Origin of the sequence: Labrys neptuniae, assembly GCF_040797145.1 — a bacterium.
GTDB lineage: Bacteria > Pseudomonadota > Alphaproteobacteria > Rhizobiales > Labraceae > Labrys > Labrys neptuniae.
The window spans coordinates 411,026-437,753 of the sequence record NZ_JBFNQD010000001.1; the positions used below are offsets into that span (position 1 = coordinate 411,026).

Consider the following 26,728-nt stretch of genomic DNA (forward strand, 5'->3'; position numbering starts at 1 on the left):
GGGTCCGGCGCTCTAGTCATACCAGGGCGCGTAAGGGCCGACCCGTCATTGCGAGCGAAGCAATAACGGAGTTGGGTGAGCCAAACTTTATGCAGGCTCGTCCTATATGCGCCAAAGCGGATTGTGCTGTTGGCAGCGTCAGGTCAGTTCGCGTGAACCAGAGCGAGGCGGGCCAGGCGCTCGGCCGTATCCTGGGAGCCTGCCTTGGCAGCAGCTTCGTAGAAAGCCTTTGCCTGTGCCGCATTCGCCTGGGAGGCGTCCTTGACGATGGCAGGATCATAGGTCTCGGCCAAAGCGAACAAGGCGCGAGGATCGGTACCGCTTCGATAAGATTCGAGAGCCTCCCTCGCGCCGACCACGTCACCGCCGGCCAACAATTCACGCGACGACTGCACGGCCTGGTCGATCTCGTCCAGGGTAATGGCAATGGTGCTGACATTGCGCGTCGCGCTCTGCGGAGCAGGCACCGAAGCCGGTGCGGGAGACGTGACGTTCGGGGCCGGCGTGGCAGCCGGGGGCGGTGCGGCGGCAACCTTCGTCTCCTGTGGAGCCGAGGCAGGCGGCGCGACCATACTGCCCAAAGATTGCAGCTTCTCCGGATTGGCCCAGAAATAGGCTCCGACTGCGGCGATGCCGGCCGCGAGCAATACGGAGGCGATCAGGGCCGGTGGAATTTTGATCTTTGCCCAATTGCGCCTGGAAACATGCGTATCATTGGCATTGGCCGCCGGATTGACACCGAAGCGCGTGGTTTTCCGCGCCGGTGCTGGCTGAGGCATGACCGGTTTTTCTTCCTTGACCGCAGGAGCAACGGGCGTCGCTCCAGCATCAGCATATGCTGCCAATGAACTGCCGCCATTTCTCAGGTCCAGATCCTGCGGCGGTTCGGCCGTCGCGCTTACCGTCGACATGCGCGGCCGTTCGCGCGAAGGCGGGCCACGGAATTCGAAGGCTTGCCCGGCCTCGGGGCCTGGCTGCTCGGGAGCGGGAGCAGGCGTATCCAGCGACGCCGCACGCGGCATCTTCGGCGGTTCGACCTGCGCCTTCTTCTCCGTCTCTGGCGCGATCTCGATGAAGAGTGCTTCGCCGAAATCGAAGCCGTTGTCGTCCGCACTGTCCTCGACTGCCGGCGCCGGATCTGCCCGCACGGCGGCAGGTGGAGACGGAGGCTCGGGTGTCGGTACGGGCTTCGATTCGGCTTCCGGGACTGGCGCCTCGGTGGGGCGGGTCCCAAGTTCCTTCGGCGGCGACGCCAGAGCCACCAGATGATCGAGGGAGGGGGAAGAAGGTTTGACCTCAACCGGCCCCGATTCGTTCGACTTTGCTTGCGTCGACTCGGCTTGCGCCGGCTTGGCTTCCTTGGCTTCGGCCGTCTCGACGACCGCCCTTGTCTCGGCAGCGCCGGCCTCATTGGCCGGCTTGGGCACGATCAGGCGCGGATCACGAGCGGACGGGGAAACAGCACGCTGCGCCGTGGCCGCGGCCTGCTTTTCCTTCAAAGCCTCCGCAGCCAAGCGCGCATTTTCCATATGGCGCTGAAATGCTTCGCGAACAGCCGCCGCGAGAGCCTCGTCTTTCTTCAGGGGTTCAGCCATATCGTTCCCACCCAAACGCTACACGGGCACCCACTGTGACGTGAAAAAAGGCCATCCAGCCGCGAGAGCGGAAAAGATAGCGTCCGGAGGAGTGCCTGCGCAAACAAATTCTTTAACCATTTGTTAACGAAGATGCAGCCTGGGTCGACGCACTGCCCTGAAAAGTTCACGAATATGGTTAAGGCGCTCCACTAGAGCCGAGCAAAGCCCGTTTGGGGATGCTACGATGCTGCAGTGCGACAACAAGATACGGTAGGGGCAGGGAATATTCGGGCTTGATGCTTTACGCCACGACGCTTTTCGAGGATTGCTGTGTCGCCTTCCGGCTAGGCGGCGTCGGGCCAAGGCTTTTTCACGTGACCGCCTGCGTTCTTGCGTGTTTCCTGGAGCCGAACGCGTTCATGCGTGAGCGCGTTTTGCTCTAACTCTTTGGTTCGATGCGTCTTTGCGATTCCAGGCGATGCCGCCAAATCGCAAAACGCTCTAGGAAGGATTCGTCACATCCTTCCGACCCGTGATTGGGGCATCGCAGCCGGGCTGTAACACCAGCATCGGCGCCTGACGCCCAGGAGGAATTCGTGTCCGTTCAAAATCAGTCCCAGCGAGTCACCGCGCCGCAGATCCGCCTGCGCAAGGGAGGAGAGCCGATCGTGGTTCTCACCTCCTATCACACCCACACCACGCGCATCATCGATCCCTTCGTCGACTGCATCCTGGTCGGCGACAGCCTGGGTATGGTCATGCACGGCATGGAAACCACGCTGCCGGTGACGCTGGAGATGATGATCCTGCAGGGCAGGGCAGTGATGCGCGGCTCCTCACATGCCTTGGTCGTCGTCGACATGCCGTTCGGTTCCTATGAGGAATCGCCGCAGCAGGCCTTCCGCAACGCGGCACGGATCCTGAAGGAAACCCGCTGCGGGGCGGTCAAGCTCGAAGGCGGCGAACGCATGGCCGAGACCATCCGCTTCCTCACCGAACGCGGTGTGCCGGTGATGGCCCATGTCGGGCTCACACCACAATCGATCATGGCGCTCGGTTCCTTCCGGGCCCAGGGACGTGAAGAAGTCGATTGGGCCCCGATCGAGCGCGATGCCCAGCTGGTTGCCGAAGCCGGTGCCTTTGCCGTGGTGCTCGAAGCGATCGCCGAGCCGCTCGCCGCCAAGATTTCCGCCAATATCCCGATCCCGACCATCGGCATCGGCGCCTCGCCGACCTGTGACGGACAGGTGCTGGTGCTGGAGGACATGCTGGGGCTGTCCGACCGGGTACCGAAATTCGTCAAGCGCTTCGGTTCGCTCGGCGACCAGATCCGCGAAGCTGTGCAGGGCTATGCCGAGGCGGTGCGCGACCGCAGCTTCCCGGCGGCCGAGCATACCTATGGCATGAAGAAGAAATAACCCCGGCAGGACACTCGTCTGCGCCCTCCCGTCGGAAGGGCGCAGACGCAAGCCATCATTGGAAGGCGACCTCATTGAAGCTGCGCAGCTTGCGGGAGTGCAGCTGACGCTTGTCCGTCTCGCGCAGCAGCGCCATGGTCTCCAGGCCGACGGCGAGATGTTGGGAGACCCGTTCGCGATAGAAGGAATCCGCCATGCCCGGCAATTTCAGCTGGCCGTGCAGCGGCTTGTCGGAAACGCACAGAAGCGTGCCATAGGGCACGCGGAAGCGGAAGCCATTGGCCGCGATGGTGCTCGATTCCATGTCGAGGGCGATAGCACGGCTCTGGATGAAGGGCAGGTTCTGCACCGTCGAGGGGCGCAGTTCCCAGTTGCGGTCGTCCACGGTGGCGACCGTTCCCGTCCGCATCACCCGCTTGAGGTCATAACCGGTCAATCCGGTGACCCTTCCGACAGCGCGTTCGATCGCGATCTGGATCTCGGCGAGAGCAGGCACAGGCACCTCGCGCGGCAGATCGGCATCCAGCACCTGGTCCTGGCGCAGATAGGCATGGGCGAGCACATAGTCACCCAGCATCTGCGAATTGCGCAGGCCCGCGCAATGGCCGAGCATCAGCCAGGCATGCGGCCTGAGCACCGCGACATGGTCGGAGATATTCTTGGCGTTGGACGGACCGACCCCGATATTGATCATGGTGATGCCGGAATCATCGGCGCGCTTGAGATGATAGGCCGGCATTTGCGGCAGGCGTGGTGGATGGTGGCCGGTCACGTCGAGCTGCTGGGTTTCCCCCCCAAGCTCTGTGACGACGTTGCCCGGCTCGACAAAGGCCGTGTAGCCGGACCCTAGCGAGCCCCCTTCACCCTTGGCCAGGATGGTCTGTGCCAGCCGCACGAATTCATCGATGTAGAACTGGTAGTTGGTGAAGATCACGAAATTCTGGAAATGCCGCGCCGAGGTACCCGTATAGTGCTTCAGGCGCATCAGCGAGAGATCGATACGCGGCGCGGTGAACAGCGCCAGCGGCTTGGCGCCGTCGGCTGAGCGCACATCGATGCCATTGGCGATGCGATCGTCCATGATGGTGAGATCGGGCACGTCGAAGATCTGCGGCAGCAGGGCGAGACGCCCATAATCAAGGCCGCTTTCGGCATGGAAGTCTTCGCCGAGCGCGAAATGGATCGGAATCGGCGTGGAGCTCTCGCCCACTTCGACATCCACACCAGTATTGCGCAGCAGCAGCGCGATCTGCTCCTCCAGATAGCGGCTGAAGATGTCCGGCCGCGTCAGCGTCGTCGCATAGGTGCCGGTATCGGCTACGAATCCGAACGGCGTACGCGCATCGAGCGTGGGCAGGCTGTCGGTGTTGACACTGACATAGGGGTAATAGGCGCGAATGCGGTGATCGAAATCCTTGCCACGGGTGAACGCCGTGAAGGCCTCCCGCAGGCGCGCGGTGTTCGCGTCATAGAGCTGCGTGATCGCCGCTACGGCCGCTCTCGCATTGTCGAAGCGGCGGGGCTTAGTAGTCATTCCAATTTCGAAGCCGCGCTGCGGCTCTCCCTTTTCAATCTTCTAGTTCAGCCCAGGTGACATCGCAACGACATCCCATCGCGGCGCCGATGAAATTTCCAACCGTGACATGGACTGCAAAGGATTTGGCGGTATAGGGCGTCATCATCGAATGGAGACCGCTCATGTTCGCCAGGTATCTGCTTGCCATCGCGGCTATGGCCTTCCTGCTGCTGCCCAGCCACGGGCTGGCGCAGGAAGCCGAAGGCATCCGCAAGGCACAGGTCCTGCAACAGGCCGTCGAGGCGATGCAGAAGGTGCTGCTGTCAGGCCCTTCCGTGGTGACCCTGGACAATCGGGCAACGCTGAAGCTCCCGCAAGGCACTGGTTTCGTGCGCCAGCCGGAAGCAGGCGCTTGGGCTTCCGCCTCGGACTATCCGAGCGACCCCGGTGTTCTCGGCATGCTGGTGCCGACCAGCGAGCAGAACTGGGTGGTCTTCATCCATTATCGCTCCGGTGTGCGCATCGACGATGCCGAAGCCACCGGCTGGAATGCAGACGATCTGCTGGCGCGCCTCAAGGCGAACACGGAGGAAGGCAATGCCGCGCGTGAAAAACGCGGCGAGCCTCAGCTCGAGGTTCGCGATTGGCTGGTCAGGCCCCATTACGACGAGGCGCAGAATACGCTGATCTGGGGCGCGATCAGCCCCGAAAAGGGTGGGGAAGCCGATGAGGGCACGGCCAATATCCACGGCTATGCGCTGGGCAATGAGGGCTATTTCGAGCTTACCCTGGTCTCGCCGGCCGCCGAGGCGCCGTCCTATGTGCCGATCGCCCGGTCCTTCCTCGCAGGCCTGCAATTCACTGCCGGCAATCGCTACCAGGATGCGGCGAAGGAAAAGCTGGAAGTACGACCGGTCACGAGCCTGATAGCCCCCACCTCGCCCGACCTTCGCGCTACGGCGCTGGCCTATCTCAAGGCGAACTGGCTTTGGCTAGTGGCAGTGCTGCTGGTACTGGCCATTCTCGCCGTCAGCGCGCTGCGTGCCCTGCGGCGGTGAAAACCGCTGGAATACCGAGATTTAATCTCGGTTTGGGCGGCTAGGAGCGCTGTTCGCTTGACGGCAAGGGGCCGCTCCTCTACGCCGAAAACACATCTCGCGCCAGCGCGAACCAAGGCGTCCTGCGATTGGGTGGAAAAACCTCGAATCGCAAGGACGCATCCAACCAAAGAGTCAGGGCAAAGGGCGTTCTTGCTACAGCGCGCCATGCTCTAGAGGATACGAGCCGGGTCTATGACCGATATCTTCCAGGAAGTCAGCGAGGACATGCGCCGTGAAAAGGCGCAGAAGCTCTGGGCGAAATATGGCAATTACGTTCTCGGCGCCGCTCTCGCCGTGGTCATCGGCGTGTCGGGTTACGTCGCCTACCAGCATTACCTGAAGCAGCAGGCCGAAGCCACCGGCGCGCGTTTCCAGGAAGCGATTTCCCTGGCCCAGAGCGGCAAGACCAAGGAGGCTGCGGCTGCCCTCGGCGCGCTGATGAAGGACGGCAGCGCCGGCTATCAGACCCTTGCCCGTTTCCGCCTGGCGGCGGAGACCGCCAACGACAAGGTCGAGGATGGCATCAAGGCCTATGAGGCGCTGGCCGCCGATTCCTCGCTCGGTCCGGTGCTGCAGAGCCTCGCCAAGGTGCGCGGCGGCTATCTCATGGTCGACACCGCCTCCTATGCGGATCTCGCCGGCAAGATCGAGCCCCTGACCGCAGCGGGCGAGCCCTGGCGGCATTCGGCGCGCGAGGTCCTCGGCCTTGCGGCGTGGAAAGCCAAGGATCTCGCCAATGCCTCCAAATGGTACCAGGCCGTGATCACCGACAAGGACGTGCCGCCGGCACTGCGTCAGCGGGCCGAACTGATGCTGCAGCTCATCGCCTCCGACCAGCCTGCCAAGGCCTGACCATGGCTGTCTCCATCGCCATCGTCGGCCGGCCCAATGTCGGCAAGTCGACCTTGTTCAACCGTCTGGTCGGCCGCAAGCTTGCCATCGTCGACGACCGTCCGGGCGTGACGCGCGACCGGCGTGAGGGCGACGCCAGGCTCGGCAGCCTCCATTTCAAGGTGATCGACACGGCAGGCCTCGAAGTTGCCGATGACGCCTCGCTCGCCGGGCGCATGCGCGCCCAGACGGAAGCGGCCATCGCCGAATGCGACCTGATCCTGTTCATGTTCGATGCGCGCGTCGGCGTGACCCCGGCAGACGAACATTTCGCGGAAGTCGCGCGACGCTCCGGCAAGCCCGTCATAGCGGTCGCCAACAAGACCGAGAGCCGCACCGGCTTCCAGGGCGCCTATGAAGCCTATGCGCTCGGGCTCGGCGATCCCGTGCCGATCTCGGCCGAGCATGGCGAGGGCATGGCGGATCTTGCCGAGGCGATCGTCGCGGTCGCGCCGGCCACCGGCTATGAGCCCGAGGAAGAAGTCGCGGAAACCGACGCGGTCGTCAGTGGCGAGGAAGGCGAGGAAGAGGCGATCGATCTCGGTGCCGGCGTGGTCCGGCCGCTGCGTATCGCCATCATCGGTCGGCCGAACGCCGGCAAGTCGACCCTGGTCAATGCCCTGATCGGCCAGGATCGCATGCTGACCGGCCCCGAGGCCGGCATCACCCGCGACACCATCTCGGTGGACTGGACCTGGCGCGACAAGCGTATCAAGCTGTTCGACACCGCCGGCATGCGCAAGAAGGCCCGCATCGAGGACAAGCTCGAAAAGCTCTCCGTTTCGGATGGGCTGCGGGCGGTCCGTTTCGCGGAAGTGGTCGTGCTGCTGCTCGATAGCGCCACGCCCTTCGAAAAACAGGACCTGCAGATCGCCGACCTCGTGGAACGCGAGGGCAGGGCAATCGTCATCGGCCTCAACAAATGGGATCTGGTCGAGGATCGCCACAAGGCGCTGGCCAGCGCCCGGGAAATGTTCGAGCGCCTGCTGCCGCAATTGCGCGGTGCGCCCGTGGTGACCTTGTCCGGTCTGTCGGAGCAGGGCCTCGACCGCTTGATGGAGGCCGCTTTCCGTGCCTTCACGACCTGGAACCGCCGCGTGCCGACGGCTCGCCTCAACCGCTGGCTCGGGGGCGTGCTCGAACATCATCCGCCGCCGGCCGTGTCGGGTCGCCGCATCAAGATCCGCTATATGACGCAGGTGAAGACCCGCCCGCCGCACTTCGCCATCTTCGGCAACCAGCTCGACGCACTGCCCGACAGCTTCCAGCGCTATCTGGTCAATGGCCTGCGCGAGACTTTCGACATGCCCGGCGTGCCGATCCGGCTCAGCCTGCGCTCGCCGAAGAATCCCTTCGATCGGAAAAAATAGGCAGGATGATTCACTGCAGGCGAACGGGATGGTCCGAATAGAGCAATTGATGTCTTTCGCTCGCCTCGGCCCAGCTTTGGGGCATCGACCCTCGTCCGCCCATAACGTCATCATAGGCGGCCCGCATCTGCCGCGCGCAGATTTCGGCAGGTATTCGGCCGACACCGGTCCCCATGCCAGGAAAAGCAATCGTTTTGAGGTGCGCTGACAGCGGCGTACCCATGGCTGGACCACTTGGAAACTGGCCATATCTGGCCAGCAGGAGAACGGCGCGAGTCGCCAAGTACGGGTTGATGGAATTCTCGTCGAGAGCCATAGGCACTCGCATGGTCGGAGCAGCAATCAGAAAGGCAGGTGCTGGAACGCCCGTCTCGACAATCTCTGCCTGTCCAACGAGCAACTCCCCGTGATGTCGTTGGAAAATCGCTCTTCGTAGATGTTCCTGCACCTGCCACCCGAAATGGCGGGAGTAAAGCAGATCGATACCACCATCCATGAAGCCGAAGCTATTGGCGGGACTGACCATGGCCTCGCATTCAACGTCGAAGATCGATCCTCGATAGATCTCCGTATCGCTCAAACCCGCAAATGCAGCAGACCAAGCCTTGGCAAGTTCATCTTCTCGGGCGACCAAGGCAATGCGCATGTAGATCTAACCTGCCTTATTCCGGCGCCTTGAAGCTCAGGAAGCGCTCCTGCCGCATCTCGTAGACCTGCCCGGTCTCGATAAGATCCGGGCTCGCGAGCTTGAGGATCGAGGGCGCGATGCTGGAGGGATGCGGCAGGGTATCGGCGTCTTCGCCCGGCATGGCGGCCGCGCGCATATGGGTGCGGACGGGGCCGGGCGAAAAGAGGTTGGCACGGATCGGCGAATTCACCGTCTCGGCAGCATAGGTCGCCACCACGGAGTTGAGGGCCGCCTTGGTGGACGCATAGAGCCCCCAATAGGCCGTCGACTTCCAGGCCGCGCCCGAAGTGATGAAGATGGCGCGTCCGGCATCGGATTTACGCAGCAGGGGATCGAAGGAGCGGATCAGGCGCCAATTGGCCGTGACGTTCACCGCAAACACATTGTCCCAATCCTTGGGCTCGATATGGCCAAGGGGGGAGATCGCGCCGAGCGCCCCGGCATTGCCGATCAGGATGTCGAGCTTGCCATAGCGCTCGAACAGGGTGTAGCCGAGCCGATCGATGCCGTCCCCGTCCTTGATGTCGAGGGGAACCAGGGTCGCGGCGCCGCCCTTCTGGCGGATTTCATCGTCGAGATCCTCGAGCGCTCCAACGGTGCGGGCCACGGCGATGACATGCGCACCGGCCTCGGCCAGGGCCACGGCCGTGGCACGACCGATGCCGCGCGATGCGCCGGTGACGAGCGCCAGGCGGCCTTTGAGAAGATCGGACATCGGAAAACTCACAGGATGGAAAAGTCTGCCATGTCCCACCCCCGAACCGGGGTGGGGACGCGTCAGCTTGCTTCGGCGAGCAGGGAGAACTGCTGCTTGGCACCTTCTCCCACCACATCGGTCAGGAAGGTCGGATAGTCGCCGGTGAAGCAATGATCGGTGAACTGCGGGCGGACAGAGTCGCGCTGGTCGTAGCCGCATGCCTTGTAGACGCCATCGACCGACAGGAAGGCCAGTGAGTCCGCGCCCATATAGGCACGCATGGCTTCCAGATCCATCCGCGCCGCCAGCAGGTTTTCCCTGTCGGGCGTATCGATGCCGTAATAGTCGGGATGGGTGATGGGCGGGCTGGAAATGCGGAAATGCACTTCCTTGGCGCCGGCATCGCGCATCATGCGCACGATCTTCACCGAAGTGGTGCCACGCACGATGGAATCGTCGATCAGCACGACACGCTTGCCTTCGATGACCGAACGGTTGGCGCTGTGCTTCATACGCACGCCCATTTCACGAATGGCCTGGGTCGGCTGGATGAAAGTGCGCCCGACATAATGGTTGCGAATGATGCCGAGTTCATAGGGCAGGCCCGCCGCCTGGGCATAGCCGATCGCCGCGGGCACGCCGGAATCCGGCACCGGTACCACCACATCGGCTTCGACGCTGGCTTCGGCGGCAAGCTGTGCACCGAAACTCTTGCGCACGGCATAGACACTACGGCCGTGAACGATGGAGTCCGGACGGGCGAAATAGATATACTCGAAAATGCAGGGGCGGGCAGGCACGCGCGGGAAGGGCTTCAACGATTCCACGCCGTCCTTGGTGATGACGACGACCTCGCCATTCTCGATGTCGCGCACGAAGCGGGCACCGATGATGTCAAGGGCGCAGGTCTCGGAGGCAAGGATGTAGCAGCCATCGAGTTCGCCCAGCACCAGGGGGCGAATGCCGAGCGGATCGCGGGCGCCAACCAGCATATGGTTGGTCAGTCCGACAAAGGCATAGGCTCCCTCGATCTGGAACAGGGCGTCGATGAAGCGATCGATGAACTTTTCACGCGTCGAGCGTGCGACCAGATGCAGGATCACCTCGCTGTCCGAGGTGGCCTGGAAGATCGAACCGCGGGCGATCAGTTCGCGCCGCAGCGTCAGCCCATTGGTGAGATTGCCGTTATGGGCCACGGCGAAGCCACCACCCTCGAGTTCCGCAAACAGGGGCTGCACGTTGCGCAGGATAGTGCCGCCCGTCGTCGAATAGCGGGTGTGGCCGATGGCCTGGGAGCCGGGCAGGCGCTCGATGACCTCCCGTTTGGAGAATGTGTCGCCGACCAGCCCGAGCCGCCGTTCCGAATTGTAGCGCGCACCGTCGAAGGTGACGATACCGCAGGCTTCCTGGCCGCGATGCTGCAGGGCATGGAGGCCGAGGGTCGTGATCGCCGCGGCCTCGCTGTGTCCGAAGATGCCGAACACACCGCATTCCTCACGCAGGCGGTCGGCGTCGAGATCCAGATCGTCGTTGTCACGGGCCATGGCGCTCACTTGGATTTCTTCTCCAAAAAGGGGTGAGCGGCCCGAAACCAGGTTTCGCCGCTCCGTTCGACATTGAGATAGTACCACCGATCGACTTTTCCAGCATGCCTGCTGGGAAGTTTGCTGTGGCAATGCAATCGCATCATTGCGCTGGCGCCGCCGGAGCCGGGGTTGCCGGCTGGGTCTGCGGAGCGGCGGGAGCGCCGGCGGCGTCCGGATCCGGCTCCTGCGTGTTGGTGTTGGTATCGGCACCAGGCCCGATCACTTCGTTGGCCCGCAACTGCTTGAGGATCACGTTTTCGGGATCGCTCGGCAGCAGGGTGAGGATCCAGTCACGCCCGGACACCAAAAGCTGACGGGATTTGGCATCCTGCACCCAGGTCGGTTCCGACTTGGGCGGTACCAGATAGCTGAAGAAGATGAAGGCGACGATGGCGAGCAGGAGGCCACGAGCCGCGCCGAACAGGAAGCCGAACGTACGATCGATCGCTCCGATCCGGCTGTCGAGGATCATGTCGGAGATGCGGATGGTAATGAAGGAGGCGATCAGGAGAACGAGCAGGAAGATGCCGGCGCCTGTCGCGATACGGGCCAACGTATCGTTCTTGATATAGGGCGTGACCAGCGGCAGCACCCGCGAGAACAGCAACAAGGTGGCTATTGCGGCAGCGGCCCAGGCGGCAATGGCCAGAACTTCGCGGGTGAAGCCTCGTACCATTGCGAGAAGGGCCGAAATCAGCATGACGCCGATGACGATCAGATCCAGCAGCGTTACGGGCATTGGCGGTCTATCCTGATTTGGAAGCAGTGTTTCCCGGTAAAGCCCACGAATGGGTTTTACCGGGAAACACTGCAAATACCTGCATAGGCGACGCGACAGACAGGGCCGCGCGCCTTTCTATAACGACGGTTCGACACGGCGTCACCCATTTGCTGCAGCGCAATCGGCGGAAATGCCCGCTTCATGGCGAAACTTTAGTGGATTTCCGCCTTTGGCTTTCACCAGAGGCGGCAATATCCGCAACAAGTGTCGCAAGTGAGGCAACGCCATTCACGCGTATGCCGCTATCCGAGCCCGACTCGTTTCCCGGCACAGGACAGACGGCGCGATGGAAACCAAGCTTGGCCGCTTCCTTCAAACGGGGGCCGGTGTGAGCCACCGGCCGCACCGATCCGGACAGTGAGACTTCGCCGAAATACACGGCATCCGCCGGCAGGGGGGCGCCTGTGAGGGAGGAGATCAAAGCAGCCGCCACGGCGAGATCGGCCGCAGGCTCCTGGATGCGCAAGCCGCCGGCCACGTTGAGATAGACGTCGTGCCCCCCGAGCTTGACGCCGCAATGGGCTTCGAGCACGGCGAGCACCATGGACAGGCGGCTGGTATCCCACCCCACCACGGCGCGCCGCGGCGTGCCCAGGCTCGTCGGCGCCACCAAAGCCTGCATCTCGACGAGAAGCGGCCTCGTGCCCTCCATACCGCCGAATACGGCCGTGCCCGGTGACCCGAGATCGCGCTCCGACAGGAACAAGGCGGAGGGATTGGTCACTTCACGCAGGCCGAGCCCGGTCATCTCGAACACGCCGATCTCGTCGGTGGGGCCGAAACGGTTCTTCACGCCGCGCAGGATGCGAAAATCACGCCCGCCATCGCCCTCGAACGACAGCACGGCATCGACCATATGCTCGACGACACGCGGGCCTGCGATCTGCCCGTCCTTGGTGACATGGCCCACGAGGATGACGGTACTGCCCGAACGCTTGGCGTAGCGGATCAGCGCCTGCGCCGAGCCGCGCACCTGCGTAACCGTGCCGGGAGCCGATTCGACCGTATCCGTCCACATGGTCTGGATCGAATCGATAACCACCAGGCGGGGCGGCGGGCCGTGCTCGAAGGTCGCCAGGATGTCCTCGACCGAAGTCTCGGAAGCCAGCTCCACCGGAGCGCTGGCAAGCCCCAGCCGCTCGGCTCGCAGGCGCACCTGTGCCGCGGCCTCTTCGCCCGATATATAGATGACCCGGGCGTTGCGGTTGGCAAGCGCGGCGCAGGCCTGGATCAGAAGGGTGGATTTGCCGATGCCTGGGTCGCCTCCCAGCAGGAGGACGGAGCCCCGCACGAAGCCTCCGCCGGTGACCCTGTCGAGTTCCCCGATACCAGAGACCAGGCGCGGTGCTTCGTCGGTCGATCCCGTCAGGCTTTCGAGTGCAAAGACGCGCCCCCGGCCTCTTGGACGCTGCGAGGCGGGAACGGCCGCGATGGCGCTGGTTTCCTCGGCGATCGAGTTCCACTCGCCGCAGGCATCGCATTTGCCTTGCCAGCGATTATAGGCGGCACCGCAATTCTGACAGACATAGGAGGGGCTTCGTTTGGCCATGACGCCCTTCTAGCGGGCGGGTCGAGTCTGATCAAATCCGACAGACCGGCCCGGGCCACAATCACGAGGCTTGACGCGTGCCACGAAATTCTCGGCGATGAATTGCCCGCCGAGCGAGCGAGTTCAACCCACAGACCAGGAACCACCGCCCCTTGCAGGCACGCCGAGCCACAACCTATATCTGGGCAATCATGCCCCCCTGGAACAGTCCATGTCGCGCCCGCTGACCGTCACCATTCCCCACAGCCTTGGCCGTGCCGCCGCCCGCAAGCGCATCGAGGATGGCATTGCGCAATTGCGCGACAGCTATGCCGGGCAATTCACGGCGCTCGAGGAGAATTGGAACGGCGATAGGTTCGAATGCCGCCTGAGCGTGTTCAAGCAGACCATTTCGGGTAGCGTCGACGTCGGCGACGACACGGTGACGGTGAGCATCCTGCTGCCGATCTTCCTGACCATGCTGGCTGACAAGGTCACTACGCTGATACAACAGCGCGGCCAGGTGTTGCTGGATCACAAGACTTAACCCGCAGAGCGATGCCCGAACGCATTCCGGGGCGGCGGCATCATTCGCCGCCGGCTCGCTCCGGATGCAGAATCATACGCTTCGTGCGTGCGACGGTGCGCCGTAGGGCGACAGTGCATTTCACGATCGGGCCGAGGAAACACCACCAGATCCTCTGATAGTCGCCGCGCTCGTCCTCCACCGTGCCGATGCCGTATTTGTGCACTTCATCCCGCGTCGCCAGATAGGCCGTGCCGGCGATCCAGTCCCAGATCGACAATCTCGAACCCATATTCTTGTCCCAGTGCTTGCGGGCCACGCTGTGATGGACCTGATGCATGCGGGGACTGATGAAGATGCGGTCCAGGATCCCGAAGCTGATGGAAAAATGCGTGTGCTGGAGCGTGCCCAATGTCAGCAGCGAGAAGACCAGCGATGCGCTCGCCTGCATCGCCAGGAGCTCGACGATGGAAAAACCGTAGAAGAATACGATCAAGGTGACCGGGATGACACGGCATACGCCGATGAATACGGCATCGAGAAGTACGCCTACCGGATGCACCCGCGAGGCGGTAAGTGGCGTCAGGAAGGTCGCCGAATGATGAACCTTATGGAATTCCCAAAGATAACGATTCTTGTGCTGGGTATAATGACTTATGAACTCTCCAAGATCGGAAAACATGAACATAATTATACATAATATGACAATCGTCACCGGCCCAGCTTGCAACTTCTGATCGAACTGGAACCAGGCACTCAACGCCACCCCGGCTTTTTCCGCCAGGAACGTGGTCAGGATCGCTGCGAAAAGAGCCACCCATCGAAAAGAGAATTTGATAACGAAGTAGAGGAGAACGTCGATTTTCGTCGAGTGGCTAAGCCATCCCGAAGCAGGCATAAAAAAGCGAAGAAACCCTCGAATATTTCGACTGGCGCTCGCATCTGTCAGCAAGAACAAGAAAGCAAACACACCACCCGATACGAATGTTGCCATCATCAACAATATATTGATGCGTGCCATCGCAAAATCAGTAACAGCAGCGATGACATCCGAAACGATCGGCATGAGATTACTTTCCGTAAGCTCTCAAATGAGAAATCAAGAGCAGCAAACCGCAAAATCTCGATTGTCAAAGACGGCGATGAAAGTCAACATCGTCGGCGAAATCGAGCCCCCCGGGAACAATCTCGTAGAGAAATAAGCTCAGTCAACACGATGCATGGGTGAAACGAAGGTCAAGGGCAGCGACCTTCCCCGGACCGCCGAGGAAGAGCTCCCGTCAGCCCGGCAGGTGGCAGACCGCCTCGATATTATGGCCATCCGGATCGAGCACGAAGGCTGCATAGTAGTTGGGATGGTAGTGGGCCCGAATTCCTGGTGCGCCGTTGTCGCGCGCACCGGCGGCCAATGCGGCGGCATAAAAGGCATCCACCGCCTTCCTGTCTTTCGCAGCGAAGGCAATGTGGAAGCTGCCTTCCCGGGTGTCGCCATCCCCAATCCAGAACTGGGGCCGCCCATCCGCACCATAGCCGCAATGGGCGCTGCTGCCGGTCATCTCCCGCGTGACTTCCTTTTGCACCGAATAGCCGAGCGGTGCGAGAACCCGGTCGTAGAAGGCACGGGAATGTCGATAATCACGAACCGGAAAGCCGAAATGGTCGATCATTGCATTCTTCCCGAGCAGCGCCTGTGGTGACCAGCGGCAAGGGCAGGCGCTATCGCCTAGACCGCCAAGTGCCGATCATAACGCGTACCCAGGCTGGTGAGTATCTCATAGCCGATGGTACCGGCACGGCGCGCTACCTCGTCGACCGGCAGATGCGGCCCGATCAGTTCGACCCAATCGCCCCGTTTCACAGTGCCCGCCGGCAGATCCGTCACGTCGATCGCCGTCATGTCCATCGAGATGCGTCCGGCGATCAGGCAGTATTTGCCGGCGACATAAGCCAGCGCCGAGTCGAAATCGTCGGAGGAGGAGCCCGAACGCATGTAGCCGTCGGCATAGCCGATGGCCACCATGGCGATGCGGGCGGGCTGCCGGCTCGTCCAGGTCGCACCATAGCCGACATATTCGCCCGGCAGCACGCTGCGAACCTGCAGGACCTGGGCTGAAAGGGTGATGACCGACTGCATCGGATTGGGTTGACCCGGCAGGGGGTTGGAACCGTACAACGCCACGCCTGGGCGCAGCAGATCGTAGCCGATCTCTGCCGGCAGGAAGGTGCCGTAGGAATTGCAGAGGGAGGCGGGCACATCCGGATAGAGCGACCTGACGCTGGTAAAAGCCTCGAACTGCCGGGCATTGAGTGGGTGTTCGGGCGTGTCGGCGCAAGCGAGGTGGCTCATCAGCAAGGAAGGCTTGAAGAGCTCTCCCTCTGCGACCAAGGCACGGGCTTCATCCACGCGCAGCCCGAGCCGGGACATGCCGGTATCCACATGCAAGGCAGCGCCTCCCTGCCAGCCGGTGGCGGCAACGAAGGCGGACCATTCTTGCAGCTCCTCGCGTGAGCCCAGGGCCGGCCGCAGGGCATTCGCGGCAAACCTGTCGCCATGGCCGGGCGCGAGGCCGCTGAGGACATAGATCGTCGCATCCGGGGCAAGCTTGCGCACGCGAATGCCCTCGTCGATCTGGGCGACGAAGAAGGTACGGCATCCGGCCTGGCTGAGGGCGGGTACGACATTGTCGATGCCCAGCCCATAGCCATCGGCCTTCACCACGGCCGCGCATTCGGCCTTGGGCCGCTGCTGCCCGCAGCGCCGCCAATTTGCGGCGAGGGCGTCGGTGTCGATGGTCAGGCGGGCATAAACGGGGGGCAGGGAATCGGTCATGCGCAGACCATAGAGCGGGTTGGAATCGGGCGGAAGGCGAGACCGCAAAGATCGCGCCATCAAGATGGTCGGCGCCTACTCGCCGGTCTGGATCGGCAAGTGATCGGTGCGGGCAAGATTGCCGAAACGGGTGACGTCGGCATCGAACTGAACCTTCACTGTGCCGGTTGGACCGTGGCGCTGCTTGCCGATGATCACTTCGGCGACACCGGCCAGGCTTTCCATCTCGGCCTGCCACTTGAAGAACTCCTCGGTGCCTTCCTTGGGCATCTTGTTCTTCACGTAATATTCCTCGCGGAAGACGAACATCACCACGTCGGCGTCCTGCTCGATCGAGCCGGATTCACGCAGGTCCGACAGTTGCGGGCGCTTGTCGTCACGCGATTCCACCTGGCGCGAAAGCTGGGACAGGCCGATGAGCGGCACGTTCAGCTCCTTGGCCAGTGCCTTGAGGCCCGTGGTGATCTCGGTGATTTCCTGCACGCGGTTCTCGCTGCCCTTCTTGCCCGAGCCGGTGAGGAGCTGGATGTAGTCGACGATCAGGAGATCGAGGCCGCGCTGGCGCTTCAGGCGACGCGAACGCGCCACGAGCTGGGCGATGGAGATGCCGCCGCTGTCATCGATATAGAGCGGCGTCGTCTGCATGTCCTGGCTGGCGGTGACGAGACGGCTGAACTCGTCCTCGGATAGGTCGCCGCGTCGGATCTTGTAGGAGGGTACGTTGGCCTGCTCGGCCACCACGCGGGTTGCAAGCTGCTCTGCCGACATTTCCAGCGAGAAGAAGCCGACCGCACCACCATCGATGGTCTTGCGAGAACCGTCGGGCTGGATCTCGAACTTGTAGTTCTTGGCGATGTTGTAGGCGATATTGGTGGCGAGCGACGTCTTGCCCATGCCCGGGCGCCCGGCGAGGACGATAAGGTCGGACGGCTGCAGGCCGCCCATCATGCGGTCCAGATCGTCGAGACCGGTGGCAAGGCCCGACAACTGCCCATCGCGCTGATAGGCGGCGGAAGCCATGTCGATGGCATCCTTCAGCGCGTCCGAGAAGGTCGCGAACCCGCCTTCGTTACGCCCGGTTTCGGCCAGTGCGAACAGCCGGCGCTCGGCCTCCTCGATCTGATCGCCGGGCGTCATGTCGACGGGAGCGTCATAGGCGACGTTGACAAGTTCTTCCCCGACCTGGATCAGGGAGCGCCGGAGCGCGAGATCATAGATGATCTGGCCATAGTCGGCCGCGTTGATCACCGTGGTGGCCTCGGTGGCGAGGCGAATGAGATATTGCTGGGTGGTGAGCCCGCCAATGTCCTGGTCCGGCCCGAGAAAGGTCTTCAGCGTGATGGGCGTCGCCATCTTGCCGGCCCGCACCAGGCTCGAGGCGATTTCGTAGATCCTGCGATGGAAGGGATCGAAGAAATGCTCGGGCAGCAGGAAGTCGGAAACCCGGTAGAATGCCTCGTTGTTGACGAGAATAGCGCCGAGCAGGGCCTGCTCGGCCTCGACATTGCTGGGGGCCTGCCGAAAGGTCACGGCTTGGCCGGTCTCGAGCTTGTGTACGGTGGCTTCGACAGGTGTGGACATCAGGCTCTTGGCATCGTGATTCGTCGGGCGGCAAGCTTAGCACGCTCGCGGGGGCCCTTGGCCTTCGATCGGCAATTCACAGTGATTCACAACCGGGCAAAATAAAAGCCGGGCGACAAGCGCCCGGCTCTTGATCGTGTCAAAGGACCGAGAATCAGACCTCGGGCTGCTCGCCGGTGCCGGGAACGCCGGGGATCTCGATGTCCTCGGGGTTCTCGAAGGTGTCCTCGTCGTCCTGCGGGGCCAGCACGTCCTCGCCACGGATCTGGCGCTCGGCTTCTTCGGGCGAGCGGGCGATGTTGGCGGTGACGGTGACTTCCACTTCCGGATGCAGGTGGACGAGCACCTTGTGCAGGCCGATGGTCTTGATCGGGGTGTTCAGCACGAACTGCGAACGAGCCACGGTGAAGCCGCCGGTGGTCGAGGTCTCGGCAAGATCGCGGGCCGTGACCGAACCATAGAGCTGGCCGGTCTCGCCGGCCTGGCGGATCAGCGTGAAGGTCTGGCCTTCCAGCTTGGCGGCGACGGCTTCGGCTTCCTTCTTGAGCTCGAGGTTGCGGGCTTCGAGCTGCACGCGCTCCTTCTCGAAGCGCTCCTTGTTGGCCTTGGTGGCGCGCAGGGCCTTGTTGTTGGGCAGCAGGAAGTTACGGGCATAGCCGTCCTTCACCTTCACCGTCTCGCCCATCTGGCCAAGCTTGGAAACGCGCTCCAGCAGAATGACTTCCATGTTTGTCTCCTTCGTTCGTCTATCGGGGGGTACTGGGGGTATTGGAACGGTCGCCAAAGCGGCCGCGCAGATTGAAGAAAGTCTCGACCAGGCCGAACACGATCATCAGCGGCATCGCGATCCAGGACAGGAACACGCACAGCAGATAGGTCACGGCCAGGATCAGAGGACGCATGGCGCCGCCACGCGTAAGGACATGCACCGCCGCAAATCCCTGGATCAGGAAGGCACCGAGCAGCGCTGCCAGCAGCAACTGCCCGGCAAAGCCGACCGTGCCGGGAAGCAGCGAGACGGCACAGGCAATCGCCAACAGGCCCAGCGACCAGGTCGGCAGGCGGAGTTCCGCCGCGACGTCGGGCCAGGGGCGGGGCAGGCGGCCCGAGATCAGGGCAATGCGCGCCGACAGCCACAGGCCGCCGAGATTGGACACCGTGGTGAACAAGGCGGCGAGCGGCAGCAGGATCACGCTGAAGACCTGCAGGAACGCCTCCGGATCAACGCCGTCCTTGGCGGGAATCGGTTGATCCTTCGATCCGCCCATCATGATGCGATAGGCCTGCATGAGTTCGGTGCGCAGATTGGCCAGCGCCTGTTCAGGCGTCGAGCCGAGTGCGAGAATGCCGAAAAGGGTCCCTGCCATTCCCAGCACCGCAGCGACGACCGCCAAGGTGCCAAGCGAGAGGGGCGCACGATCGATCGCACTGTCGCCATAGCCGGCAACGGCGAGATAAGCCAGCCCCCAGGCCGGCAAGGCTCGGGAAACACCGAACTGCAGGGCGAGGCGGAGTGGGGAGGAATCGGGGGATTGGGCGGCAACGCCCGATGCGACCAGAGCCAGCACTGCCATGGCAGAGACGGCGGCGGCAAGGCCGGCGCGGTATCCCCAGCACAGCGTGGCCAGGGTAATCGGCAACGCGGACAGGACCGAGAGCAAGATGCCAAAACCCGAGCCGCTCAGGGGAGCGAGCGCCAGGATGGCTGCAGCAAGGCCGGCACCAAGGCCGATGGGAATATCGCGTTGCATCGTCGAGCTGTCCCGCTGTCGCGGTTAGAGGCCTTGCGGTGAAGACCCCAGCCATGGCCGGATTGTCCGGCTGACTGTCGTTGGAGATAGGCGACGAGGCACGAAAGCGCCTCGCCGCAAAATCATCAGCCGATCACGTAGGGCAGCAGGCCCAGGAAGCGGGCGCGCTTGATGGCCTGAGCCAGCTCGCGCTGCTTCTTGGCCGAAACCGCAGTGATACGGGAAGGAACGATCTTGCCGCGCTCGGAAATGTAGCGCTGCAGGAGCTTGACGTCCTTGTAGTCGATCTTCGGCGCATTCGGGCCCGAGAACGGGCAGGTCTTGCGGCGACGGAAGAAGGGGCGGCGTCCAGGTGCGGTAGCCATGATTACTCTTCTCCCTGCTGCTCTTCAGAAGCGCCTTCGAAGCGCTCACGGCGCGGGGGGCGATCATTGCCGCCGGAGCGGGGGCCGCCACGGCCGCCACCGAAGCCGAAGCCACGGTCGTCATCGCGACGCTCGTCGCGGTCGGACTTGCGCAGCATCGCCGACTGGCCTTCCTCGAGCTCGTCGACGGAAAGGGTGAGGAAGCGCAGGATGTCTTCGGAGATCGACATCTGGCGCTCGACTTCAGCCACGGCCGCATGCGGCGCGGTGATGTTCAGCAGCGTGAAGTGAGCCTTGCGGTTCTTCTTGATGCGATACTGCAGGGACTTTACGCCCCAATATTCGGTCTTGCCGACGGTGCCGCCATGCGCTTCGATGACGCCCTTGAACTGGGCGGTCAGCGCTTCGACCTGCTGGGAGGTCACGTCTTGGCGAGCCAGGAAGACATGCTCGTAATTCGGCATGAGATGGCCTGTCCTTTGGTTACAACGCGTCGTGGTTGTCACGTTCGCCTGGCGCGAAGCCCCTCGTGACCCGGCAGGCCGTCGAGGAATGTCTTAAGAGGGCGAAGACACGGGATGCCGGAACCCTGGGGTTCCACTGCGCAAGCGCAGCCATCCGTTCAGCCTCCGGCCAAAGCGAAGCCGGGTCCATACAGAGTTTGCCGCATCAGCGCAAGGACTAAGTTGTCTATACTAGATGCAGGCCGCCGTCGCATGCGATCACGGTGCCGGTGACATAGCCGTTCTCGACCAGGAATTGAACGGCATGGGCGACCTCGTCGGCGTGTCCGACCCGGCCGACCGGCAGGATCTCCCGCTGTTCGCGGAAGAGATCGTCCCTGAAGCTCGCGGGAAACCGATCCCACCAGGGGGTATCGACCACGCCGGGGGAGACGGCGTTGACACGACTCGGCTTCAACTCACGCGCGAGGCTGCCGATCATGGCTTCTATGGCCCCATTGATGGCGCCGAGGCCGGCGGTCCCCGGTCGGGCGATGCGGGCAGAGATCGCCGTGATGAAGGTGATGCTGCCTCCCGCCCGTAGATGGGCAGCTCCTGCCTGCGCCGCCTGGATCTGCGGCCAGAACTTCTCCTCGAAACCGGCTCTCAGGCTTTGAAGGTCGAGCTCGGCCAGGAGACCGGCCCCCTGGCCACCACTCAGAGCCAGGATCAGGTGGTCGATGGGTCCCATCCGATCGAAAAACTGCTCAAGTGCGCTGCGCTCTCGAGCATCGAAGGCCGCAATCTCGATGGCATGACCGGCCGTGGCCGCCCGCAACTTGGCAAGGTCGCGCCCGGTGGCGACAACCTCGGCCCCGGCAAGGCTCAGGCGAAGTGCGGTGGCGAGCCCGATGCCCGACGAACCACCGATGACGATGACCTTTTGCCTGCTGCGTTCCATGGCTTGCTCTCCAGTGCTGCGAGGCCCGGTTCGCCTTGCCTCGTTTCGTGCACAAGCCTAGGAATTGCTCGATTATCATTCAAATCGTTTGGATTTATGATGTCTATCATCGACAGTGATTTGAGGAGGCTGGATCTCAATCTTCTCCTGGCCTTCCATGCTCTTATGGCGGAGCGCAACGTCACCCGCGCCGCCGAACGGCTGTTCATCGGCCAGCCGGCGCTCAGCGGCGCACTCAAAAGATTGCGGTCGGCCTTCGGCGATGAATTGTTCGTTCGCACGCGACAGGGCATGGCGCCCACGCCGCGCGCCGTCGAACTCGCCGGCGCGATCGATCCCTTGCTGCTCTCCCTCCAGCAGGCTCTTCGCCGCAAACCCAGTTTCGATCCGGGCACGGCCGAACGGGTCTTTCACATCGGGCTCAGCGACGCCCTCGAAGTGGCCTTGATGCCCAAGCTGGTCCAGCAATTCGCGCGCACGGCGCCCGGCATCAGACTGATATCCTCCTTCACGGATCGAACGCGCGCTTCGTCCATGCTGGACGCGGGCGAAATCGATCTCGCGATCGGCGTCTTCGACGAGGCGTCCACCTGGCATCGAGGCCAGGCCTTGTTCGACTGGACCTTCGTCTGCGTCTTCGATCCCCGCCACATCGCCTTGCCCGGCGGTTGTCTCACATTGGAGGACTATCTGGCCTATCCGCACCTGCTGACTTCCTTCAGCGGCGAATTGCATGGCTTCATCGACGAAAAGCTCGAAGGGCTGGGGCATAGACGCAACGTGCTGTTCGCCAGCCGGAACTTTGCGACCAATCCTCTGATCGTCCGGCAGATGGCCGCTTTCGCCACTGTGCCGTCCTTTGTCGCCGATGCCTGGGCAGAAACCTTGCAGCTTTCAACCGCCAGCCTGCCCTTCGAAAGCCTGACCACGCAAGTCAGCCTGCTATGGACGGCCATCAGCGATGCCGACGCCGGCCTTGCCTGGCTGATTGCGCAATTCGAGCACCTCTACGGACGCGGCACCGCCCGATCCTATTGATGCGATCAGGTTTTCGCGGATGTCAGGATCGAGGCGAGGATGGCGATCGCCAGCGTTGCGAAAGTGATCGCCATGGTCAGCACATTGTCGAACTCGCCGATGAGGCGCTCGTAAAAAATCACGACGCCGATAAAAACCAGCAGCACCGCCAACGCGACCTTCAGATACCGAAATTTGGCGATGAGCGCGTCGATGACGAAATACAGGGCCCGCAGACCAAGAATGGCGAAGATGTTCGAGGTGTAGACGATGAAGGGATCCTGCGTCTGGGACAGTACCGCCGGCACGCTGTCTACGGCGAAGACGATGTCAGCCACGTTGATCACCGAAAAGGCGGCGAACAGGGGCGTCGCGTACAGGACGGGCTTGCCGTCGCCGCCCGGCAGACGAACAAAGAAGTGCTCGCCCTCGATCCTCGTCGTCATGCGCAAATGGCGCATGAACCAGGCAACCGCCCTGTTCTGGTCGAGGTCCAGCCGATCGTCGACGCCGCGCAGCATGCGCAGTCCGGTCACGATCAGGAAGAAGCCGAACAGATAGAGCACCCAGGCAAATCGCGCCACGATCGCCGCGCCCAGGCCGACGAAGACGCCCCTGAGGACGATGGCGACGACGATCCCCCAGAACAGCACGCGATGCTGATATCGTCGAGGCACACCAAAAAAGGCGAAGATCACCGACATCACGAAGACATTGTCGATCGAAAGCGACTGCTCGAGCGCATAGGCGGTGAAGAACAGCGATCCTTTCTCCGGCCCGAAATAGAGCCATGCGCCGCAACCGAACATGGCGGCCAGCACGGCATAGGCCGCTGTCAAACCAATCGATTGGCCGAGCGACAGCACCGGAATGCGGCGATTGAGATAGCCCAGATCGAAGATGAGAATGGCGGTGATGGACGATGCGAAGATCGCCCAGAACCACGGCGGCGCTCCGAGCATGTCGACGGATGCCAGAGATAGTCCGGACCATTCCATGGATCGCGCGCTCGTTTTTCGGCTTCCGGCTCGGCGATGTGGGTGGTTCGTGCAGTGATGGTGCCGGGGAGGGGATGTGTCAACCGCCCCGCGCATCCTTCGAGATTGCGCGGCGGACAGCCGTGGCAACGCGGACGTTCTTGTGGGCACCCGGGCTTGGAGGCGAAAATATTCTAGCGCCGGGGTTATGTGGCGATATGATGACGCTCCTTCAGTAGAGAATCCGAGCAGCGTTGGCTTCATCACCTCCTATACCTTCCGGCAATCCGATAACCCCGCAGCAGAAGCGGCTGGCTTTCGGTGTGCATTTGTTTACGGCCAGCGGTGTGCTGTGGGGTTTTCTTGCCCTGATAGCGGCTGTCCAGCACGATTGGCGCACGATGTTCGCCTGGCTGGCGCTTGCCTTGTTCGTTGATGGCATCGACGGGACGATCGCCCGCAAGATCAATATCACCGAAGCCTCGCCCCGCTGGTCGGGCGTCGCCCTCGATCTGATCATCGACTATCTGACCTATGTCATCGTCCCGGCCTATGCCCTCTACAGTTCGGGCATGCTCGGCGGTTCGAGCAATGTGCTCAACCTCATCGCCATGGCGGTGATCCTTCTCACCAGCGCGATGTATTTCGCCGACAACGAGATGAAGACGGAAGACGCCTGGTTCAAAGGCTTCCCGGCGGTGTGGAACCTGATCGTGTTCTATTTCTTCCTGCTCAGCCCGGCCGAACCGACGATCCTCTCCATGACGGCCATCTTCCTGGTGGTTCTGGCACTCGGCCTGATGACCTTCGCATCCTTCGTTTTCGTGCACCCGCTGCGCGTGGCCAAACTGCGCATGCCCACCCTGATCCTGCTGGTGGTATGGTCGGTGCTGGCGATCAAGGCGATCTGGGAGAATGTCGATCCGGCCCCCTGGGTCACCTGGGCGCTTTGCATCATCGGCGTCTATTTCCTGATTCTCGGATATTTCCGCACGGCACCGCCCCAAGGCCGCATTGCCGAGTGAGCCCTGGGCGCTCTAATATCGAGCGTTTTCCATCTGAGCCGAATTCTGCATTCCGACACGACTTGATTTCAACGACAGGTATTTGCCATGCCCGCAGCCATTCGCGTTCACCAGACCGGCGGCCCCGAGGTTTTGACTTATGAGGAAGTCGCGACGCCGCTGCCGGCACCCGGCGAGGTCCTGATCCGTCAGCATGCCTGCGGCGTGAACTATATCGATACCTATTACCGCTCCGGCCTCTACAAGGCGCCATCCCTGCCTTTCACACTCGGCGCGGAGGGGGCGGGAGAAGTGGTCGCTGTCGGCGAGGGCGTGACCGAGTTCAAGCCCGGTGACCGTGTGGCCTATGCCGGTGCGATCGGCAGCTATGCCGCGGAGCGCACCTATCCCGCCAACCGGCTCGTGCCGCTGCCGGACGCGATTTCCTACGAGCAGGCCGCCGGCATGATGCTCAAGGGCATGACGGCACAATATCTGATCCGGCGCACTTTCAAGGTCACGACCGGCCAGACCGTCCTGGTGCATGCGGCTGCGGGCGGTGTCGGGCTGATCCTGTGCCAATGGGCCAAGGCGCTGGGGGCAACGGTGATCGGCACGGTGGGTTCGGAAGAAAAGGCGGCCCTGGCGCGCGCCAACGGCGCCGACCATACCATTCTCTATCGCAGCGAGGACTGGGTGAGGCGTGTCGCCGAGATCACCGATGGCCGCAAATGCGAGGTGGTCTATGACGGCGTCGGCAAGGATACCTTCCCCGGTTCGCTCGACTGCCTGAGGCCGCTCGGCATGTGGGTCTCCTTCGGCAATGCCTCCGGCCCCGTCGAGCCTGTTCCGATGCTGCTTCTGTCCCAGAAGGGCTCGCTCTTCGCCACCCGCCCGACGCTGGGGACCTATGTCGCTGAGCGCGCCGACCTTCTGGCGACGGCCAGCGACCTGTTCGAGACGGTCGCCTCCGGCAAGGTCAAGATCCCCGTCAACCAGCGCTATCCGCTCAAGGATGCCCGCAAGGCGCATGAGAACCTTGAAGGGCGGGGTACGACGGGATCCTCGATCCTGCTGCCCTAAACGCGTCACGAGACTTCCGTTACGGTGGCGCATGGCCGAAGACATCTACGACCCTCAATTCGTGAAAGGCGTCTTCGATCGCTGTTCCGATAGATATATCGCGTTCAGCACCTGGTGCTCGCTCGGCTTCACCGAGCGCTGGCGCCGGCAATGCGTCGAGGCGCTGCCGGCACCAGAGGCCCCGGCTGCCACGGGTTATGATCTCATGGCTGGCACCGGCGAGGTCTGGCCCCATCTCTTGAAACGCTATCCGGCGATTGCCGGCATCGTCGCCGTCGACATTTCAACGGGCATGCATCAGCGCGCCATGACCCGCCTTCATGCACATCGAGCCCACAAGATCGCCTTCATCGAGGACGACGTGCTCTCCAGCACTCTGCCCGACGGCGGCGCGGATTTCGTGATTTCGACCTTCGGCCTGAAGACGTTCAACCAGACCCAGCATCGCAAGCTCGCGGCCCTTATCGCCCGCTGCCTCAAGCCGGGCGGCAGTTTCTCGCTGATCGAAGCCTCCGATCCCAAGGGATGGTGGCTCCGTCCGCTCTATCTGTTCCATCTCAAGATGGTGCTGCCCATGATCGAGCGCTTCCTGCTGAAGGGAGCACAGGACTTCGCCATGATCGGCACCTACAGCACCAATTTCGGCGACGCTTCCGCCTTCGCCCGAATGCTGGAGGCGGAAGGCCTGCAGGTGAGCTACCGGAAGTTCTTTTACGGATGCGCAACCGGCGTATGTGGGCGCAAGCCAACCGGGCGGATGCTTCCACCTTCATAGCCGCTCGCCTCATGCGTGCCATGTTTTTCAGCTCCAGAGCATTCGGTAAGAGTCACGAATAACCCTTTGAAAGACAAATCGAAGAATGCTGTTGGCACAGGGAGCGCCAGGGTGGCACCGGGGGGCGGAATGGGCTAAAGCGTTTGGCGATTTAATGGAATCACTGAGAGTCGCCAAAGCGTTTTGCGATTTGAACGGACGACTTCAAATCGCAAAGATGCGTCGAAACAAGGAGCTAGAGCAAATTGGCGTTCACGCTCGAA

26 protein-coding genes are annotated in these 26,728 nt (G+C 62.5%); 9 read left to right on the plus strand and 17 right to left on the minus strand.

Annotation, left to right across the window (positions count from 1 at the left end; all coding sequences use genetic code 11):
• Nucleotides 1–143 precede the first annotated feature (143 nt).
• Nucleotides 144–1,595, minus strand: coding sequence for a hypothetical protein (locus tag ABXS05_RS01885; protein ID WP_367622720.1), 1,452 nt, complete (start codon nt 1,593–1,595; stop codon nt 144–146).
• Between the two features lie 578 nt (nt 1,596–2,173).
• On the opposite strand from ABXS05_RS01885, the gene panB reads away from it, so the two are divergent.
• Nucleotides 2,174–2,995, plus strand: coding sequence for a 3-methyl-2-oxobutanoate hydroxymethyltransferase (panB, locus tag ABXS05_RS01890; RefSeq protein ID WP_311938412.1), 822 nt, complete (start codon nt 2,174–2,176; stop codon nt 2,993–2,995).
• Nucleotides 2,996–3,050: 55 nt separating this feature from the next.
• Here the strand turns inward: panB and ABXS05_RS01895 are convergent, their stop codons facing one another.
• Nucleotides 3,051–4,529 carry an AMP nucleosidase gene (locus tag ABXS05_RS01895; protein ID WP_068295109.1) on the minus strand — a complete coding sequence of 493 codons (1,479 nt, stop codon included), beginning with the start codon at nt 4,527–4,529 and terminating at the stop codon, nt 3,051–3,053.
• Nucleotides 4,530–4,693: 164 nt separating this feature from the next.
• Here ABXS05_RS01895 and ABXS05_RS01900 point away from each other — a divergent pair, with 164 nt between their 5' ends.
• The 3 genes from ABXS05_RS01900 to der all read left to right on the plus strand — a co-directional run bounded on the left by ABXS05_RS01900 (nt 4,694) and on the right by der (nt 7,872).
• Nucleotides 4,694–5,569, plus strand: a complete 876-nt coding sequence (locus tag ABXS05_RS01900; RefSeq protein ID WP_367622721.1) for a DUF2167 domain-containing protein — start codon at nt 4,694–4,696, stop codon at nt 5,567–5,569.
• A gap of 234 nt (nt 5,570–5,803) precedes the next feature.
• Nucleotides 5,804–6,463 carry a tetratricopeptide repeat protein gene (locus ABXS05_RS01905; RefSeq protein ID WP_068295105.1) on the plus strand — a complete coding sequence of 220 codons (660 nt, stop codon included), beginning with the start codon at nt 5,804–5,806 and terminating at the stop codon, nt 6,461–6,463.
• A gap of 2 nt (nt 6,464–6,465) precedes the next feature.
• Nucleotides 6,466–7,872: a ribosome biogenesis GTPase Der gene (gene der, locus ABXS05_RS01910; RefSeq protein ID WP_367622722.1), complete on the plus strand. Its 1,407-nt coding sequence runs from the start codon at nt 6,466–6,468 to the stop codon at nt 7,870–7,872.
• A gap of 10 nt (nt 7,873–7,882) precedes the next feature.
• On the opposite strand, the gene ABXS05_RS01915 is transcribed toward der, so the two are convergent.
• From ABXS05_RS01915 to radA, 5 genes are all read right to left on the minus strand, one after another.
• On the minus strand, nt 7,883–8,518 hold the full coding sequence (locus ABXS05_RS01915; protein WP_367622723.1) for a macro domain-containing protein: 636 nt from the start codon (nt 8,516–8,518) through the stop codon (nt 7,883–7,885).
• 16 nt (nt 8,519–8,534) lie between these two features.
• Nucleotides 8,535–9,275, minus strand: coding sequence for an SDR family NAD(P)-dependent oxidoreductase (locus tag ABXS05_RS01920; RefSeq protein ID WP_367622724.1), 741 nt, complete (start codon nt 9,273–9,275; stop codon nt 8,535–8,537).
• Between the two features lie 62 nt (nt 9,276–9,337).
• Complete coding sequence (gene purF, locus ABXS05_RS01925; protein ID WP_311938426.1) at nt 9,338–10,801, minus strand: amidophosphoribosyltransferase; 1,464 nt, start codon at nt 10,799–10,801, stop codon at nt 9,338–9,340.
• A gap of 142 nt (nt 10,802–10,943) precedes the next feature.
• Nucleotides 10,944–11,582: a CvpA family protein gene (locus ABXS05_RS01930; RefSeq protein WP_311938427.1), complete on the minus strand. Its 639-nt coding sequence runs from the start codon at nt 11,580–11,582 to the stop codon at nt 10,944–10,946.
• Nucleotides 11,583–11,763: 181 nt separating this feature from the next.
• Nucleotides 11,764–13,173, minus strand: a complete 1,410-nt coding sequence (radA, locus tag ABXS05_RS01935) for a DNA repair protein RadA (RefSeq protein WP_311938429.1) — start codon at nt 13,171–13,173, stop codon at nt 11,764–11,766.
• A 211-nt stretch (nt 13,174–13,384) separates the two neighbouring features.
• On the opposite strand from radA, the gene ABXS05_RS01940 reads away from it, so the two are divergent.
• Complete coding sequence (locus ABXS05_RS01940; protein WP_311938431.1) at nt 13,385–13,699, plus strand: polyhydroxyalkanoic acid system family protein; 315 nt, start codon at nt 13,385–13,387, stop codon at nt 13,697–13,699.
• Nucleotides 13,700–13,739: 40 nt separating this feature from the next.
• Here ABXS05_RS01940 and ABXS05_RS01945 read toward each other — a convergent pair whose 3' ends face one another.
• The 9 genes from ABXS05_RS01945 to ABXS05_RS01985 form a co-directional block, all read right to left on the minus strand.
• Complete coding sequence (locus ABXS05_RS01945; protein ID WP_367622725.1) at nt 13,740–14,744, minus strand: sterol desaturase family protein; 1,005 nt, start codon at nt 14,742–14,744, stop codon at nt 13,740–13,742.
• A 214-nt stretch (nt 14,745–14,958) separates the two neighbouring features.
• Nucleotides 14,959–15,345: a VOC family protein gene (locus tag ABXS05_RS01950; RefSeq protein WP_311938435.1), complete on the minus strand. Its 387-nt coding sequence runs from the start codon at nt 15,343–15,345 to the stop codon at nt 14,959–14,961.
• A gap of 56 nt (nt 15,346–15,401) precedes the next feature.
• Nucleotides 15,402–16,508, minus strand: a complete 1,107-nt coding sequence (gene alr / locus ABXS05_RS01955) for an alanine racemase (RefSeq protein WP_311938437.1) — start codon at nt 16,506–16,508, stop codon at nt 15,402–15,404.
• 75 nt (nt 16,509–16,583) lie between these two features.
• Nucleotides 16,584–18,089 (minus strand): replicative DNA helicase, encoded by a 1,506-nt coding sequence (locus tag ABXS05_RS01960; RefSeq protein WP_311938439.1) that lies wholly within the window; start codon nt 18,087–18,089, stop codon nt 16,584–16,586.
• Between the two features lie 154 nt (nt 18,090–18,243).
• The gene (rplI, locus tag ABXS05_RS01965) at nt 18,244–18,816 is read right to left on the minus strand and encodes a 50S ribosomal protein L9 (protein WP_311938441.1); all 573 of its coding nucleotides are present in this window, start codon (nt 18,814–18,816) and stop codon (nt 18,244–18,246) included.
• Between the two features lie 19 nt (nt 18,817–18,835).
• Nucleotides 18,836–19,840, minus strand: coding sequence for a YybS family protein (locus ABXS05_RS01970; RefSeq protein ID WP_367622726.1), 1,005 nt, complete (start codon nt 19,838–19,840; stop codon nt 18,836–18,838).
• A gap of 125 nt (nt 19,841–19,965) precedes the next feature.
• A complete protein-coding gene (rpsR, locus tag ABXS05_RS01975) occupies nt 19,966–20,205 on the minus strand; it encodes a 30S ribosomal protein S18 (protein ID WP_068295067.1) in 240 nt (79 codons plus the stop codon).
• A 2-nt stretch (nt 20,206–20,207) separates the two neighbouring features.
• Nucleotides 20,208–20,669: a 30S ribosomal protein S6 gene (gene rpsF, locus ABXS05_RS01980; RefSeq protein ID WP_311938446.1), complete on the minus strand. Its 462-nt coding sequence runs from the start codon at nt 20,667–20,669 to the stop codon at nt 20,208–20,210.
• Between the two features lie 226 nt (nt 20,670–20,895).
• The gene (locus ABXS05_RS01985; RefSeq protein ID WP_311938448.1) at nt 20,896–21,609 is read right to left on the minus strand and encodes an SDR family oxidoreductase; all 714 of its coding nucleotides are present in this window, start codon (nt 21,607–21,609) and stop codon (nt 20,896–20,898) included.
• 99 nt (nt 21,610–21,708) lie between these two features.
• On the opposite strand from ABXS05_RS01985, the gene ABXS05_RS01990 reads away from it, so the two are divergent.
• Nucleotides 21,709–22,647, plus strand: coding sequence for a LysR family transcriptional regulator (locus ABXS05_RS01990; protein ID WP_367622727.1), 939 nt, complete (start codon nt 21,709–21,711; stop codon nt 22,645–22,647).
• A gap of 5 nt (nt 22,648–22,652) precedes the next feature.
• Here the strand turns inward: ABXS05_RS01990 and ABXS05_RS01995 are convergent, their stop codons facing one another.
• Nucleotides 22,653–23,867: a TerC family protein gene (locus tag ABXS05_RS01995; protein ID WP_367622728.1), complete on the minus strand. Its 1,215-nt coding sequence runs from the start codon at nt 23,865–23,867 to the stop codon at nt 22,653–22,655.
• A gap of 59 nt (nt 23,868–23,926) precedes the next feature.
• On the opposite strand from ABXS05_RS01995, the gene ABXS05_RS02000 reads away from it, so the two are divergent.
• From ABXS05_RS02000 to ABXS05_RS02010, 3 genes are all read left to right on the plus strand, one after another.
• The gene (locus ABXS05_RS02000) at nt 23,927–24,628 is read left to right on the plus strand and encodes a CDP-alcohol phosphatidyltransferase family protein (protein WP_367622729.1); all 702 of its coding nucleotides are present in this window, start codon (nt 23,927–23,929) and stop codon (nt 24,626–24,628) included.
• Nucleotides 24,629–24,715: 87 nt separating this feature from the next.
• A complete protein-coding gene (locus ABXS05_RS02005) occupies nt 24,716–25,690 on the plus strand; it encodes a quinone oxidoreductase family protein (RefSeq protein ID WP_367622730.1) in 975 nt (324 codons plus the stop codon).
• Nucleotides 25,691–25,721: 31 nt separating this feature from the next.
• Nucleotides 25,722–26,465 carry a class I SAM-dependent methyltransferase gene (locus ABXS05_RS02010; RefSeq protein ID WP_367622731.1) on the plus strand — a complete coding sequence of 248 codons (744 nt, stop codon included), beginning with the start codon at nt 25,722–25,724 and terminating at the stop codon, nt 26,463–26,465.
• Nucleotides 26,466–26,728: the final 263 nt, after the last annotated feature.